General features: G+C 44.1%; 13 protein-coding genes and 1 pseudogene. 5 read left to right on the top strand and 9 right to left on the bottom strand.

What is annotated here, in order from left to right; all coding sequences use genetic code 11:
- The 4 genes and pseudogenes from JCM12296_RS41965 to JCM12296_RS15105 form a co-directional block, all read right to left on the bottom strand.
- Positions 1-319: pseudogene (locus tag JCM12296_RS41965) on the bottom strand (hypothetical protein); the annotation flags it as partial.
- Between the two features lie 377 nt (positions 320-696).
- Positions 697-909: a site-specific integrase gene (locus JCM12296_RS49060; RefSeq protein ID WP_306304030.1), complete on the bottom strand. Its 213-nt coding sequence runs from the start codon at positions 907-909 to the stop codon at positions 697-699.
- The gene (locus JCM12296_RS15110; RefSeq protein ID WP_306304029.1) at positions 876-1,298 is read right to left on the bottom strand and encodes a tyrosine-type recombinase/integrase; all 423 of its coding nucleotides are present in this window, start codon (positions 1,296-1,298) and stop codon (positions 876-878) included. Before JCM12296_RS15110 ends, JCM12296_RS49060 begins: the two co-directional genes overlap by 34 nt.
- Positions 1,295-1,603 (bottom strand): hypothetical protein, encoded by a 309-nt coding sequence (locus JCM12296_RS15105; protein WP_054694636.1) that lies wholly within the window; start codon positions 1,601-1,603, stop codon positions 1,295-1,297. The genes JCM12296_RS15110 and JCM12296_RS15105 overlap by 4 nt, the downstream gene beginning before the upstream one ends.
- 470 nt (positions 1,604-2,073) lie before the next feature.
- Here JCM12296_RS15105 and JCM12296_RS15100 point away from each other — a divergent pair, with 470 nt between their 5' ends.
- On the top strand, positions 2,074-5,253 hold the full coding sequence (locus JCM12296_RS15100) for a metallophosphoesterase (protein WP_054694633.1): 3,180 nt from the start codon (positions 2,074-2,076) through the stop codon (positions 5,251-5,253).
- A 400-nt stretch (positions 5,254-5,653) separates the two neighbouring features.
- Here JCM12296_RS15100 and JCM12296_RS15095 read toward each other — a convergent pair whose 3' ends face one another.
- Positions 5,654-6,688 (bottom strand): PDDEXK nuclease domain-containing protein, encoded by a 1,035-nt coding sequence (locus tag JCM12296_RS15095; RefSeq protein ID WP_054694649.1) that lies wholly within the window; start codon positions 6,686-6,688, stop codon positions 5,654-5,656.
- A 354-nt stretch (positions 6,689-7,042) separates the two neighbouring features.
- Here JCM12296_RS15095 and JCM12296_RS15090 point away from each other — a divergent pair, with 354 nt between their 5' ends.
- Positions 7,043-8,008, top strand: a complete 966-nt coding sequence (locus JCM12296_RS15090) for a tyrosine-type recombinase/integrase (RefSeq protein WP_054694630.1) — start codon at positions 7,043-7,045, stop codon at positions 8,006-8,008.
- Positions 8,009-8,288: 280 nt separating this feature from the next.
- Here JCM12296_RS15090 and JCM12296_RS15085 read toward each other — a convergent pair whose 3' ends face one another.
- Positions 8,289-8,846: a gamma carbonic anhydrase family protein gene (locus JCM12296_RS15085; RefSeq protein ID WP_157067635.1), complete on the bottom strand. Its 558-nt coding sequence runs from the start codon at positions 8,844-8,846 to the stop codon at positions 8,289-8,291.
- A 515-nt stretch (positions 8,847-9,361) separates the two neighbouring features.
- On the opposite strand from JCM12296_RS15085, the gene JCM12296_RS15080 reads away from it, so the two are divergent.
- A complete protein-coding gene (locus JCM12296_RS15080; RefSeq protein WP_054694628.1) occupies positions 9,362-10,609 on the top strand; it encodes a hemolysin family protein in 1,248 nt (415 codons plus the stop codon).
- 128 nt (positions 10,610-10,737) lie between these two features.
- Here the strand turns inward: JCM12296_RS15080 and JCM12296_RS15075 are convergent, their stop codons facing one another.
- From JCM12296_RS15075 to JCM12296_RS15065, 3 genes are all read right to left on the bottom strand, one after another.
- Positions 10,738-11,502, bottom strand: coding sequence for a nucleotidyl transferase AbiEii/AbiGii toxin family protein (locus JCM12296_RS15075; protein ID WP_054694625.1), 765 nt, complete (start codon positions 11,500-11,502; stop codon positions 10,738-10,740).
- Positions 11,496-12,479, bottom strand: a complete 984-nt coding sequence (locus JCM12296_RS15070; protein ID WP_054694622.1) for a helix-turn-helix domain-containing protein — start codon at positions 12,477-12,479, stop codon at positions 11,496-11,498. The genes JCM12296_RS15075 and JCM12296_RS15070 overlap by 7 nt, the downstream gene beginning before the upstream one ends.
- Positions 12,480-12,744: 265 nt before the next feature.
- Positions 12,745-13,791: a tyrosine-type recombinase/integrase gene (locus JCM12296_RS15065; protein ID WP_054694619.1), complete on the bottom strand. Its 1,047-nt coding sequence runs from the start codon at positions 13,789-13,791 to the stop codon at positions 12,745-12,747.
- 283 nt (positions 13,792-14,074) lie between these two features.
- Here JCM12296_RS15065 and JCM12296_RS15060 point away from each other — a divergent pair, with 283 nt between their 5' ends.
- Together JCM12296_RS15060 and JCM12296_RS15055 are read left to right on the top strand one after the other, a co-directional pair.
- Entirely contained in the window at positions 14,075-14,485 is a 411-nt protein-coding gene (locus tag JCM12296_RS15060; RefSeq protein WP_054694616.1) for a MarR family winged helix-turn-helix transcriptional regulator, read from the top strand.
- A gap of 47 nt (positions 14,486-14,532) precedes the next feature.
- A complete protein-coding gene (locus tag JCM12296_RS15055) occupies positions 14,533-15,021 on the top strand; it encodes a PaaI family thioesterase (protein ID WP_054694613.1) in 489 nt (162 codons plus the stop codon).
- Position 15,022 lies beyond the last annotated feature (1 nt).

Genomic DNA, 15,022 nt, shown 5'->3' with positions numbered 1-15,022 from the left:
TTAAAATGATTTTCGCATTCTGGTGCCAGCGTGTCGCCTTGAAATTGGTGGACTTGTATGCCTTGCCATCGATTCTGATGCGGGCACATGCATAATCTGGATATTGCCAGGCCGCGGGGATGAGTTCGACGGCACGCTGCATGATCCATGATAGAGACACATCCTGGTTCTCCAACAGGTTTGAAATACCGTAAAGGCAATTCAGCTCCTTAATCCGTTCCGCCAATGCATTCGGTGCTGCCGAAATAGATAGTGGTCGGCAATCATCAGGCGTTATCTTATTTTGGGGATTGTGGTTGACGGTTGGTTTCTTTTGCATGGTTTTGCCTATTAGGGGTCTGATCACGAAACGGGAAAAACTGCACGCTAAGCTTCCTCAAACAGTCTTAACGCCCAGAACATACCTCATTATCGGTAATCCCCAGATAGCAGATGGTGTCAGCCGGGCTTGCATGATTGCAACTACTGGCCAGTACCTTGAAGCCAACTGTAAAGCAACACGATGAATGCACTCAACCATTTTCCGCAATGTATACCCTCCATCGTTCCCCTTTAATTGGTGTAGATCGCTCATAGCGAACGAAAGCAGGTCCCCGAAATGGGAAGGGGTTATACATCCTTAATGCGAAGAGCTTCCACCGAGGTATGGAGTATGTGCGTTACCAAAATAGTCATTTTATTCATGGCGCCTTTTCATCAGATTTCATTCAAGAGGACCCGATTGACTTCTTTGTCGGTAATCCCCAGGTAGCGCATGGTAACGGCCGGGCTTGCGTGGTTATAGCGCTTGGATAGGACCTCGAACCCCACCGCAAATTCAACCCGCTGAATGTACCCGAACGTCTTCCGCAAGGTGTGCGCCCCGTAATTCCCCTTCAGGTTGATGGCGTGTGCCCATTTCTTAACCAAGGCGTTGACCGCCTGGATCGTGATCGGCCGCCCGGTCTTGCGGCTCGGGAACAACGGGTCGCGTCATCGGGATCCGTCGCCGCCAAGTAAGCCCGCAGGGCCTTGTGGGTGGCCTTGTTGACCATGAGGATGTTGCGCTTGCCGGTCTTGCCCTCGATGATGGCGATCTCCTCCCCCGGCTTCAGGTGGCGCAGATCACCAACGGTGAGCGTGAGCAAGTCCCCTACCCTCAACCCGTTGTTGATCCCCAGGACAAAAAGCAAATAGTCTCGGGGCGTGGATTCAAGCATTTTCTTGATGGCCTGGATGTCCTTAAGCCGGCGGATCGGCGCCACGGTGATCCGCCGGCCTTTTTGAGGGTGGTTCTGGTTGGGGTTGTAGGTCCTCAATGTGGCAGGTTCCCGCCGGGGTTTTGCCCGGCGGTTCGGCAACGGGTGTATTTGCGCGGGGACTTGCGGTCCGGATTGGTCTTGGCCTTGACCTTACTGTTCATGAACTTCTCGGCATTGGCGCGATCGGTGAACGACCAGGTGCGCCGGTCCCGGACCGACCCGTTGACCCCGGACTCCTTGAACACCAGGAAGCCGTCTCGGCCGTGCGCCTCGATCCAGATTCGGTAAAATACGTCTCTGCCCTCTCGCTGGGCGACCAGGTTCGCAGTGTCAATCTCCTCCGGAAAAATGGAAAGCTGCATGGGACCTCCAAATATTTATTTTATTGCTGTTTTATACCATATAGTTAATATTAAAATCAACAAGCAAATCCAAGCTATGCCGCCAAATCGCCGCAAATCCACGATTGACGGCACCTGGCGCGGATTCAACCAATATTAACTTTTATCAAATAGTTAATATTATGACGTCGAAAGGGTTGAGCCTGTAGAGGGCATTATCGATAGACGAGGATGCCAATTTTTGTAGGCTATTGTGATGCCAGTCTATCTGTATCAAAGCTCACAGTAAATTTGTGATTATCAGCCATCTTTATTTTGGGTTCTATGCGTCAAACAAGAATATCTTTGTAAAAAACTATTCAATAGTTAAATTAAAATCTCTTGATTTTCTTTAAAAAATTGTGTTGATTTTATAATGTTAATTTAAGATTACTTAATACTTTTTGCTTCAATTCTCCGAATACTATTGGTCAAAATTGAAGGGATTTGTGATGTTAAGAATAGCACATTTATCAGATTTTCATCTATCGAGCGATAATTTGTTTGATGCTGAGAATTTTACTATAAGAGCATTAATTAAAGATTTAGAAGAAATTCATTCAGTTAAACAGATAGACTTGATTGTATTCTCCGGAGATTTGATAGATAAGGGTGGAGAAAGTTTCGAAAATTCGGCAGATTTAGCATTTCTAACCTTTGAAGAGAAAATAATAAAACCAATTTTGGAATGTTTAAATTTAGGAAGTGATAGATTTTTATTTTGCCCAGGAAACCATGACATTGTAAGAAGTGAAGATGAAAAATACGAGGAAGATGGCCTTTGCGCAATGCTGAATTGCACCGAAGAGGTTAATTCTTTTATTGAATCGAAAAAAGATGGTGGGATTAAAAGGATATTAAAGTATAAAGAGTTTGAAAAGGTTTTTCATAATAAATATCCCTATGAACATTCTATTACAAATTATCAATCTGTATTCAAAACAAACATAAATACGCTAAATATTGGGATCTCATGTTTAAATACTTGTTGGCGATGTTATGATAGCCGATCTGATAGAGGAAAAATACTATTAGGTGAAAGACAACTATTAGATTCAAGAAAAATTATAGAGGATTGTGACTTAAAAATTGCAATTTTGCATCATCCTATAGAATGGCTTGCGGATTTTGATTTTAAGTCTATAAGAGAAATATTTCAGAGAGATTACAATCTTGTATTCACTGGCCATAGTCACCAGGGTGATTCTTGGGTTAATACCAATTACTATGGAGGTTTATTTGTTTCAGTTGCACCATCAAATTGGACATTTAACATAAGAAACACTGATGAAAATTATTATAATGGCTACTCAGTAATTGATTACGACGTTTTTAATGGTAGAATAGAAGTACGCAATCGTAAATATTATCATAAAAAGGAAAAGTTTGGTCCTGATGTATCATTAGGAGATGATAATGGAATTGCAGCCTTTTTAATTCCAAACCCTTATCAACTTACAAGGATATATGAAGAAACACAGATAGTTACTATTTTGGTAGATGTATATTTCGATTCGATCAATGAACATCTGCTTAGCTATAACACAGATACAAAAGCTCCAAAGAGGATTGATGATTTATTTGTTCATCCAAAATTATCTGTTAGAATTAATTCAGAAGAACGAGAAGAAGATGAATATTATACAATTGAACAAATATTAGCGAGCGATGAAAATATAATTATCTATGGCACAAAAGAGTCTGGAAAAACTATTTTATTAGATAAATTTTTTCTGGAATTAACTAAGGATTTATATAAGTACAAAAAAATACCAGTGTGTTATGATTTTCAAGTCATGTCTGGTAAAAAAATAGAAACAATTATCAGCCGTTTTTTGCATATATCTATCCATTCAGTTCATGAATTTCTAAAGGACCATAAAGTTGTGTTGCTAATAGATAATATTAGTTTTAATGAATCAGATAGAATAGATTTAAACAAACTAATGAAAGTCACTAAAGATTGCCCATCAACACAGATTATTGCTACCAGTAACCAAATTGTTGACGGTGCAATACCTATAAGCCATCTTTCATTTGATTTTTACAAATCCTTTAAGACAATTAGGATTCAAAGCTTCAAAACAAAAGAAATTAAACAACTTATACGGTTGTGGTTTTCCAATAATGAGGCCTTTGAATCTCCAGTAAAGTTTGAAAAAATTATAGAACTATTTAGCACCCTAAATTTGCCCAGAACTCCATTGGCCATCTCGATGTTTCTATGGATAATTGAACAGCAAGAAAATTATCGACCGATAAATCAAGCTGTAATGTTGGAGAATTTTATAGAACGTCTTTTCAAAAAACAATCAAAAAAGGAAATTTATTCTGATCAATTTGATTATACTAATAAACAGCGCCTATTATCTGAAATTGCCAAGGAGATGTTAGATAAAGAACTTCCTAACTACAGAATTCCATATCATGAATTAATAAATTTCATTTATGATTATTTAAAGAATTTGAGATTTGATTTTTTATCAGACGGGGTTTTAAAACATTTTCTTACAATAGGAATACTTATAATCGAAGTTGAAAACTCTGAAACATATGTAAGATTTAGATTTACATGTTTTTTCCAGTATTTCCTTATGAAATATATGGAATATGAATCGACTTTTTTAGAGTATGTAATACACGAAGATAACTTTTTATTCTTTATCAATGAAATTGATTACTTCACTGGAATAAAAAGGGACCAATCAGATATCCTAAAAATTATTGTTGAAAGAATGAACAATGAATTTAAAGAAATACTGGCATTAATTGATGATTGCGAATATTCATTTGATGAAGCTTTTATGGGTCAAAAGCCGATCATTAAATCTATTTCTAATGATATTATTAACGAGCTACCTGAAAAAAGACCAAATGAAAAAGAAATTGAAGAAGTCACTGACAAATTTTTAGAAACAATCAAACCAGAAAAAGGTATTAAGTATAAAAGACATGAAATCAGCCCAATTCGCCGGCTTGAAATACATTGGTCTCTCGCTGCGAAAATATTAAAGAACACAGAAGAAACAAAGTTACCTGGCCTAAAAGATGAATCATATAATCAAATAATTCGATGTTCATTGGCATTTGCAAGTCTTTATAAATATTATCTTGAAAGATATTTTGAAAATAATAAAGACAAGGAAAATACTGATGAAAATTTATTTATTTCAAAAGATTTTATACCACTATTAAATCAAATGGCATTGTTTACTTTAATTGGTACTCAAAAATTAAATGCAGTTATCAGAGATAAAATTAGAAAAGACTTAAGAAATGAAAACAGGTGTGATATGGAACTATTTACCTCTGTTTTCATATATTCAGATTTAAAAGGACCCGATTATCAGAATTTTTTAAACATCCTTATTAAAGAATCTAAACAATCATATATATTTGATATGATTTTATTCAAAATAGTTTCCTATTATTTTTTTAGATCAAATGACAAGGAAACTGATAAGTTTTTTTTGAATTTGATTGGTGATTTATTAGTAAAAGCAAAAGGTGAAAAGAAGATAGTCAGAGGAAAAATTATTGAAAAGTACAGAGACAAGGGGAAAATAATACAATATTATAAAAAAAGAAAGCAAAAAAAATTAAAAGAAAATTATGAGAATGACATAGTTTAAATTCTTTTTGTTTATGCTCGTTATAGCATTTTGTAAAAATATGCTTTTTTTAATAATTATGACTATATTTTTGCTTAGAAGGTGATCTACGGGCGTTACCATCAATATGGCAACCTTATTTTACTTGAAATAAATCACTTAAAATATCCGCTAATAATAAAAAATAGTTGATAAAGTGATCTTCATTAATTTGGGTGGAATGTTTGTCAAAAAACAACTGGAAAAGTTTCTCTAAAATAGAACTTCAACATAAAAACTACAGGTTTCAAATAACAATCCGTATGTTTCTGGCCTATCTGAAGCGACAGTCTACAATCCTTTTACAGCATCATCCCGATTACCGATAACGGGATTTAAAAACTTTGAATTCTTGTTCCAACCAGGCTTCAGAGATTGTACCTCATTCTTCAATCCCTTCCAGCAACGCTGAAATTTCCTCCGGTTGGGGAAGCTGTCCTCTTAATTCCTTGGGCAGGGTTTTGGTGATCTCATAGGTCGCTACGCCGATTGGCTTGCGAGCATCGTGCAAGGCATACTCGACGATAGTACGACTCTTTTCCTTACAGAGGATGATGCCGATAGACGGCTTCTCATCATCTTGTCGTACTTGCCGGTCCAGAGCGGTCAGATAAAACTGCATCTTACCGACAAATTCCGGCTGGAATTCGCCAATTTTTAATTCGAGAGCCACCAAACAGCGCAAACGTCGGTGAAAAAGCAACAAATCGATAAAATATTCCTTTTGATCCACCTCCAGACGGTATTGGCTACCCATAAAGGCAAACATGCCTCCCATGGCTCGCAGGAAATCTTCGATTCTGGCGATCAGCGCCCGTTCCAACTCCCTTTCGCTGTGTTCTTCCCCCAACTCCAGAAAATCGAATGTATATTCGTCTTTCACTGCCAACTTGGCCTGGGCGCGAAACTCCGGTGCCAGTGCCTGATCGAAATTGGTCTGGCCGAGTAGGGATTTTTCGTAGCTCTGGTTATCGATCTGGTGGACAAGCACGTTCTTTGACCAGCCGAACTTGCGGGTCATGCGGATGTAGAATTCACGCTCCAGAGGGTCGGAACACCGCTCCATAATGACGATGTTATGGCTCCAGCCGATTTCTCGCACCAGCAGTGCGAGTTTTTCAACCCCTTGATACGTCTCAAAAAAAGCTTTCATGCGCCAGAGGTTGGATGCCGAAAAGCCGCCAACGCCAGGGAATTCTTGCTGTAAATCTCCAGCCAGCTGTTGGACAATCGCCTTGCCCCAGGTCTCTCCGGCCTGCCGTTCCACGATCACCCGCCCGATATCCCAGTAAAGCCTCACCAGTTCAGTATTGACCGCTTTCAGTGCGGCATACTGCGCCGATTGGACGCGCGACTTAACCTCAGCAAGAAGTTTAGCGTAGTCAGAAATAGGATTTTGCTTTTCAATTTCACTCATGCCGTCATCTGCTTTCAAGAATGTCATACTTGTTCGGTGACTGTATCATTCCCCACCAGGTGCCTTAAACACTGAATCCACAGGGTCAGCATAAAAGTAAGTCTGAAGTTTGGCAAACAATTCTCCCGTAATTATCTGAAACATTCTTAAAACCGTAAGATTGGGTCCCTTAAACAAAGGTACATAACCCACCATAGGAATATACCAACGGGCCATGTCATTGCCGTCCGGAAAAGAGTGCGTCGAAAAATTGATGAACTCGTAAAAAATGGGTTTCTGCAGTTACCATTTTTAAAATTTTTTATGTATGATAAAGGACGTTATCATTCATTATATTGCCGGACAGGGGGGAAGATGGAACAAGGCGTGATGGTCATCGGAAAGCGGATCGACGGAGCGCTGCCGGCGCTGTTTGCCCCAGACGAAAAGACCGCCGAACGGGTCGTCGAATTTTTCACCGCACGCATCCGGAATGCGAACACACGCAAGGCCTATGCGAAAGCGGGCGGCGCTTTCGCCGACTGGTGCGCCGCGCATGGCATCCGTGAGCTGGGCCAGGTGCGCCCGGTGCACGTGGCGGCCTACATCGAGGGGTTGCAATCCAAAATCGCGGCGCCCTCGGTCAAGCTTCAGCTGGCCGCGATCCGGATGTTGTTCGACTGGCTGGTCGTCAGCCAAGTGGTGCCCCAAAACCCGGCCAGCGCGGTCAAGGGACCGTCGCATGTGGCCAAGAAAGGCAAGACCCCGGTGCTGACGGCCGACGAGGCCCGCGCCTTGCTTGACGCCATCGACACAACATCCCCCCTTGGTCTGCGCGATCGTGCGCTGATCGGGATCATGATTTACACCTTTGCACGCGTCGGCGCCGTCCTCAAGATGCGTGTCGATGATGTCTACGTGCAGGGCCGCCGCACCTGGGTGCGCTTGCACGAAAAAGGGGGCAAGCGCCACGAGATGCCCTGCCACCATAATCTTGAAGACTACCTCGACGCCTATCTGGATGGGGCTGGGATCGCTACGGACGCAAAGGGCTACCTCTTCCGCACGGCGCGCGGGCGTTCGCGGGAGCTTTCGGACAAGCCCATGCGCCAGGCCGACGTCTATCGCATGATCCGTCGCCGTGCCCGCGACGCCGGCGTGCGCACCAAAATCGGCTGCCACAGTTTCCGAGCTACGGGAATCACCGAATATCTGCGCAACGGCGGCAAGCTTGAGGTGGCCCAGCAGATGGCAAATCATGAGTCCGCGCGAACAACCGGCCTTTACGACCGGCGCAACGACCAGGTTTCGCTCGATGAGGTCGAGCGGATCATGATTTAGCCGAGCTGTTCAATTGCGCCGGAATGAATGCTTAAAAACGGTAGGTTTGAATCCACAAGCGGACCTTGATACCAGCGAAACAGGTAGTTGCAGCGAGTCCAAACATGTTCGGTAATCACTGTAGCTACCGACCATAAAATGTTATCGGCCAGGATGGTTCCGGTGATACGTTCAAACATATTTGTCTAAAACATGCGATTTTAGTTTTAGACAGCAGCAAGGGTGAGCTTTACAGCAACGATCGAACAACTCTGGTAATTGGGGAACACCCTTTGGCACTTCATTCTTCTTTTGCGGCTTGAATCAAATCTTTGTAGTCTTCATATGCATGTTTTATCCACCAAATCTGCTTTTCTGAGGGGGGACCCTTAATATTCCCGGGGACTCCCAAAACCAATGAATTGTCCGGAATCAGCTTTCCGTCTCCCACCAAAGTTGCCGCACCGATAATACAATAATTGCCAATTTCAGCACTATGGAGCACCGTAGAGTTCATCCCTATGAGGACATAGTTTCCCACAGATTTGCAATTTAAAACGGCACCATGACCAATGATGACTCGATCTCCAATACGGACATCTCCGGTTTTTGACCCTGGTTCCCCGGAGTGAATAACACAATTATCTTCGATGATTGTTTCTTTCCCAATCTGTATTTTCCCCATGTCGCCCCGAATAACAGCACCAGGCCAAACACTACTTGACTCACCAATCTCCACATCACCAATGATGACAGCTGTTTCATCCACAAATGCAGAGGCCGCGATCTGTGGTGTCTTTCCTCTGAATGCTCTAATCATAGAGAAATTTATCCCTTCGCCTTTCTTATAGAATTGCAACCCAAATCAAATCGCTCCAAACCACACCTTTCTTCCTTACCATAGATCAACGATTAATGTGGGCCCAGATACCGAATAAAAATATCCTGGCTGAACTGTCATGGATTTAGCCAGCTCGGAAAATGCCCCCCCCCCCGTGATTGCTTACTCTATTTTGAATCCTAATCGCGGCATGGGGCCAAATGCAGATACATTGAAAAAGCCTAATAGCGGTTATTCGGTAATCCCCAGGGTTAAATGACTTGGTGACCAATAAAATGGGTCGAGACCGATGATTCAGGCTCCGAGCGGTTATAATTCCAATTAGATGCAATTGGCCTTCATGAAAATTGGAATGCCCCTTTTCGGGGCGTTGTGCCAAGAACCCCAATTTTCTATATTTCTCCAGCTTTTTACTGTTTTATTGAAAAATAGCGGGATTTTGGTTACATGTCCAGAAATCCGATTCTGGGACGAAAAGAAGAGCACACCACATAATAACTGATGTTCGGCAGCAAGGAGACACAACCATTCCTATGAAACTGTCTTTGAAAAGACTGCACGGGGTATCAGCTCTTATATTGCCATTGATACTGGTCGACTCGACTTTTGCCGTTGGCGCAGACGATCTTAGGGAATCAATGGTTGAAGATCCTAATGCGGATGTTGTGCTGTTGGCAACCTATGTATTGCTGGCATTGGGCTTTTCGTTTCTCTGTTCAGTAGCTGAAGCGGTACTCTTGAGCATTACGCCTTCATATATCGAAGGGGAGAAAGAAAAACGACCTAATCGTGCGTCTCTTTTGAAACGATTGAAACAAGATAATGTAGACCGATCGCTTGCGGCCATTTTGACACTAAACACTATCGCGCATACAGTCGGGGCGATCGGTGCTGGGGCCAAAGCGACAGTCGTATTTGGAAGCGCATGGTTTGGCTTATTCTCGGCTATCATGACGCTTATGATCCTTTTTCTTTCCGAAATCATTCCTAAAACCATAGGTGCCGTCTACTGGTCAAAACTCGTTGGGCCAACTTCGCTTTTTGTAAGCACTCTGATCGTGGTTCTTTATCCAATCGTGTGGATTTCGGAGAGAATGACAAAGTTCATTTCGCGTGGAAAGGACATTCATATTTTCAGTAGAGACGAATTCATCGCCATGGCATCGGTTGGTGCAAAGACCGGACAGATTCGCAGCAAGGAATCAATGATTATACAAAACTTATTTCGATTCGAGTCGCTAAAAGTAGCCGATATCATGACGCCACGCACCGTAATCTCAGCGCTCGCCGAGGACATGAAGATAATCGATTCATTGAAACAAGTAGCTCAAACTCCATTCTCACGCCTCCCGATTTACAGGACGAATATTGACGATATAACAGGCTTTGTTCTTAAATATGATATTTTAATCCTCACTGCGCAGAAGCGAGGAGATGATAAATTAGAAACACTGAAACGTGAGATACTTTCGGTCCCCAAGTCGGTATCGTTGACTGTTTTATTTGAGCGCTTTCTTAAGGATCGCAAGCATATTGCCGTAGTCGTTAATGAATATGGAGGGACGGATGGACTTGTGACACTAGAAGATTTAATTGAGACGCTTATCGGTCTGGAAATCATGGATGAAACAGACGATGTTGAAGACATGCGTGCTCTAGCACGGAAGCAATGGGTGGAACGGGCCAAAGCTATGGGCCTTGTATCTGATATGTTGGAAAAAAGAGAAGTCAAACATGTAATTCAGCGGACCCAAAAAGCTGGACCGTGGGTGAACCGCTGATTAGACCATTCGATAATCCTTGGGGTTAAGCAACCACCTAGCCACAACTGATGCGCATGGCTGGGACATTTCTTAGCTACAAATAAAGTGAGCCGGACAGCGTTATTCCGAGTCGCTACATTTAATTCTCAGATGCGCAAATCGTATATGCTCCGAAACAATCCAACGATCTCTTCGAATTTCGTATCGCCAAGCCCAAGCTGCTTTAAATTTGTGGCCGGGTCAGCTACTATCGCTTCCAAAAAGCGTTGCATATCACCCTTGATTATCTCAGGCAGGGCAATACGCTTGGTGGGGTCAATAACTTGGAATAGTCGAAAAACATCGTTTTTATGTTTCTTGATGTCATTTCCATCAACTTTCTCGCCAGTGTCTCGCCTTTCAGCGAGATCCAGCCAAGCCCTCGCTTTTAGAGGAACAATAATTTCCGGAGGAACCGTTGTAATACCATCAATTTCAATTTTGGAGTCGTGGATGAAATTGTAATAGTCCTCGTCCAACAAAATCGCCGAAAGGCTTGATTGCTCCTCATATATCGGGATGGGAGTCAGATGGGCATCGTCTGATAGTTTTAATGCATCGGGGATGCGGGAAAATAGCTCCAGCATATATGGGTATATCGTATCTTCCGGGTCGTAAAACCGGTAAAATAGTTTTTTGCCTGTACTCTTCTGTGTGTTCTTGTACTTGCCCCTTTCAATAAAATCCCAAAAGGCCTTTGCGAATTCGGAATCCAAGGCTTCGACGCATAAAACAATATCAAAATCTTTTGTTACCCTGAAATCCAAACCAGCCTCGCCAAGGGCAAGGAAACAGGCCGTTCCGCCAATCAGCACATACCGATCACTGAACGCCTCGAAATGAGCTCGGAACAGATCGATTCCCTTTACCATTCAATTTGCTCCATCATGCCTTCCAGTGCGGATTGAACCCGTTCATCATTTTCATCCCGCAGACTCAAGAAAAGGGAGAAGCGATCCACAATGCCATTTTCCTCGAACAGCTCTGGGGAGTAGCTCCAAATTTCCACTTCACTGGCATTGGGTTCGGCAACATCCAGGATCATTAAGCCACCCTTGGTTTTAACGGTTTTCCACTGTTTTCCATCTAAGGCTAACACCGGGTTTACGGGCTCCGCCAAATTGGAATAGTGCGCAAGAGCAGAAAAGCCAGCCATCACTTCAATGGTATACTTGGAAAAAGCCTTCACCCATACTCTTTTTTTAACTGGGCTGCGCAACCTTTCGAGAGCAGAATTCCAAACTTGTTTTTTGTCCTGGTCAAAATACAGAACCCGTTCACGGCCTTCCATGGTAATCGTACCCAAACCTGCGCCATCCAATTCATCCAATACGCGTGTCATCGTCATGATGCTATAGCCAAGCGCGTTGGCCAATGTTTTTGGCGTTAATCGGAGCTGACCGTTTTTGGATAAATAGTATAAAACAACCACTTGAGTGGAAGGGCTGAAATTTTGCTCCACTTTCCGGATGTTTTTAAAATGCTCGCGCAGATCGATGCCAAGAAACGGAAGGTACATTTGGTTTAGCGGGACAACGAAAGGTATTTTATGCTGGATCAAACGTTTGCGATTGTAAGCGGTTACTTTCTGCTGAACATAGATTACTTCGCCCTGCCATTTTTTATGCACCTGAACCACGTGTTTCTGAATGGTTGCAGGGGTTTGGTCTGTATTATCCTTCGTTGCCATGATCAGGCATGGCGTCTCCAAAATACAGACTTCAAGGAAAGCATACACATTCCGAAGGAATATCGGCAACGCCCCTGTCCCTAACCATTGTTTGGGGCGTGCATCGATATCAAGAGTTTCCTTCAGGTAGCGCTCAAAGTTGGTTGCAAGCTGATCCATGGCTATATTCAATTAACAATTTTCATGCACATTAACATCTTCAATGTGATCGTGCAATGAATATGTTAACAACCTTGTTTTCTGTCTTTTTTATCTTCAATTGTCAGGTGATGATCATTGATCCAGTTGCTTTTAACCAAGTGATGCCATTGGAGACATCCTCTGCCTGGCGATTAATCCCAGCCTCCAAGAGGCTTCATAGATCAGGGTTGCGCATATTCGTGCGCGAATGTCCGTGATATCCCTGTTGGCGCGATCTGTTTTTTTATCTCTCATCCAGCACATCTTCCAGCTCTTTGTCAGAAATCCGCGCGTACTGCATGCTGTAGACCGCGTTCTTATGCCCCAGCTGCCGTTGTACCGCCGCGATATTGCCGGTTTTTTCGATGATGTGCTTGCCCATGGCGTGGCGCGCCGCATGGGGGCTCTTCCCCTCGATGTGGGCCACCGCGCAAACCTCGCTCCAGATCGAACTGATCGTCCGGGCACTCAAAATTCCCGAGGCACTGGCCACCGAACGCGCCGGCAGGAACAGCGCGGCGGACTCCCAGCACGCGTCGTCATCGGATCTCTCGTTTTCCAGATAGTCCCGAATCGCCTCGACGCCTTGCCGGTTGATCTTGTAGGCGTGGGTGTAGCCGCCCTTCTCAACCACCGGCAACAGGCGATTTTCGAATTTCATGTCGGCCAGCTTGAGATGGGCCACCGCCCCGCGGCGCATCCCCGTTTCGATCAGGGTGTAAATGATCGCCCGATTGCGCCAGGGACGGTAGCTCTTCAACACCGGCCGTGGCTGGTTGCAAAATCGCCCCCGGTCCCGAGAACGGCCACCGATCAGGGGCAATTGGTCCGCCGCATCCAACAGCCGCCGGCGCTCACCGGAGGTCAAGGCCCGGTCGACCTCGAGTCCGGTGCCCACCGGGAGGGTGCCCAGCTTGGCCGTCGGTTCACCCAGGGGAAAGGGCTTGAGCTTGTTTATCCAGCGGGCAAAGGTCTTCAGGTGCGCCGTGATGCGGTTGATGGTCTTGTCGCCCCAGCGCCGACGCCCGTCTTCCCGGGTAAACCCACGCAGCCAGGTCAAGAAGGCCTGGGAGAGCCGCGGCGTCCACGATTCGCGATTAAGAGTCCCCTCTTCCGTTCGCATGAAATCCAGGAATAATCCCAGGTCGCGCCGCTGGACCCGTTGACTGGAGATGGCCGTGGTGACCTCGAACCGAAAATAGCCCTCCAGCCACAGATCCAGGGTGTCCGGGAAGCCCGCCTCGATGGTGATCAGCGCCCCGCCATTCTTTCCTGAAGCGATTTGCAGCATGTTTTACCCCCGCTTTCCTTCGGTTGGTGGCCCGTTTGCACCATAAACGCTTCAGGAAAGATACCTTTTTTGAAGCAATAACCACGCACGTCGATTCATCCCGGGCAGACGTTCATCAATAATAAAAGGCCCTGGATGTCACCAGGTATTGGCGTGCCTGCCCTTTTATACCCGTTTTAATCCATGGCAAACGAATTAAACGATCATACTAAATAGTTTGTAAATGTATAGTTAGTATGCTAACCACATAAAATATCTATTCAAGACAAAAGGAATTTGCCCAATGCCATTTGAAGATTGCATCTGTTTTAGGCTGGGAAAAGCAGCGAAGAAAGTCACAAGAGCTTACCGGGAGGAAATCGCAGCATATGGGCTGACGCATAGTCAGTTTTTCTTGATGGTTGCGGTCATGGAAGAGGAAGGATTGTTGCCCAGCGAGCTCGCGGATAAAACGTCTCAAGACAGACCAACAATCACCGGGGTATTGGACCGGTTGGAAAAAGACCATTGGATCGAAAGAAGAGCGGACCCCAAAGATCGTCGTTCTTTACGAATCTATCTTGGATCCAGTGGCAGCAAATTTAAGACACAGATTTTGAGCCTCTTTGAGGAAACCAATCAAAAATTATTGGAGCGCTTTTCAAAAGAGGAATGGGAACAAATGCAATCGTTCCTTGTCCGTTTGGAAGAATGAGGGTGTTCGATAAACCTTCGTCCCTTACCTTACCTTGAGAAATAAAAATGCGGAAATTAAACCCAGATCATCTTAGTTCGGTAATTGGTATTATCAATGATTGCCCCTTTTTTAAGCACATGTCCATGAGAGTTATGGAAATCGGAATCGGTTATTCGATTGTTGCCGCAACGATTTTAAAAAACCACATGAATCCGTTCGGAGGGCTTCATGGCGGTGTTTACGCATCCGCAATCGACACAGCGGCGTATTGGTCTGCCTATTGTGACTTACCAGAAGATAAGGGATTGGTTTCCATAGACATCAAGGTCGATTTTATTGCGCCGATTGTCGACGGAGAGATCCTTGTAAAGGGAAATAGCATCAAAGCTGGAAAGAGTATCCATCTTACCGAAGCGAAGATGTTTAACAGCGATGGTAAATTGTTGGCTCACGGTACTTCGAAATTGCTGGTAACACAAAACAAGCAATCCATTAACGATATTGTGGAATATATAGGGTCCAACAAATTGCCCGAAAAATTCATAAGGAGCTGAC

The organism is Desulfosarcina cetonica JCM 12296 (genome assembly GCF_001311845.1).
In the GTDB taxonomy this organism is placed as follows: domain Bacteria; phylum Desulfobacterota; class Desulfobacteria; order Desulfobacterales; family Desulfosarcinaceae; genus Desulfosarcina; species Desulfosarcina cetonica.
Note: the sequence above shows the minus strand (reverse complement) of the source record. Positions and strands in the feature narration are given on the sequence as shown.

Coding starts and splice junctions, on each gene's coding strand:
- JCM12296_RS15065 (WP_054694619.1), bottom strand. CDS start 13,791: ATGCTGCAAATCGCTTCAGGAAAGAATGGCGGGGCGCTGATCACCATC.
- JCM12296_RS15105 (WP_054694636.1), bottom strand. CDS start 1,603: ATGCAGCTTTCCATTTTTCCGGAGGAGATTGACACTGCGAACCTGGTC.
- JCM12296_RS15070 (WP_054694622.1), bottom strand. CDS start 12,479: ATGGATCAGCTTGCAACCAACTTTGAGCGCTACCTGAAGGAAACTCTT.
- JCM12296_RS15090 (WP_054694630.1), top strand. CDS start 7,043: ATGGAACAAGGCGTGATGGTCATCGGAAAGCGGATCGACGGAGCGCTG.
- JCM12296_RS15080 (WP_054694628.1), top strand. CDS start 9,362: ATGAAACTGTCTTTGAAAAGACTGCACGGGGTATCAGCTCTTATATTG.
- JCM12296_RS15075 (WP_054694625.1), bottom strand. CDS start 11,502: ATGGTAAAGGGAATCGATCTGTTCCGAGCTCATTTCGAGGCGTTCAGT.
- JCM12296_RS15100 (WP_054694633.1), top strand. CDS start 2,074: ATGTTAAGAATAGCACATTTATCAGATTTTCATCTATCGAGCGATAAT.
- JCM12296_RS15095 (WP_054694649.1), bottom strand. CDS start 6,688: ATGAGTGAAATTGAAAAGCAAAATCCTATTTCTGACTACGCTAAACTT.
- JCM12296_RS15055 (WP_054694613.1), top strand. CDS start 14,533: ATGCGGAAATTAAACCCAGATCATCTTAGTTCGGTAATTGGTATTATC.
- JCM12296_RS15060 (WP_054694616.1), top strand. CDS start 14,075: ATGCCATTTGAAGATTGCATCTGTTTTAGGCTGGGAAAAGCAGCGAAG.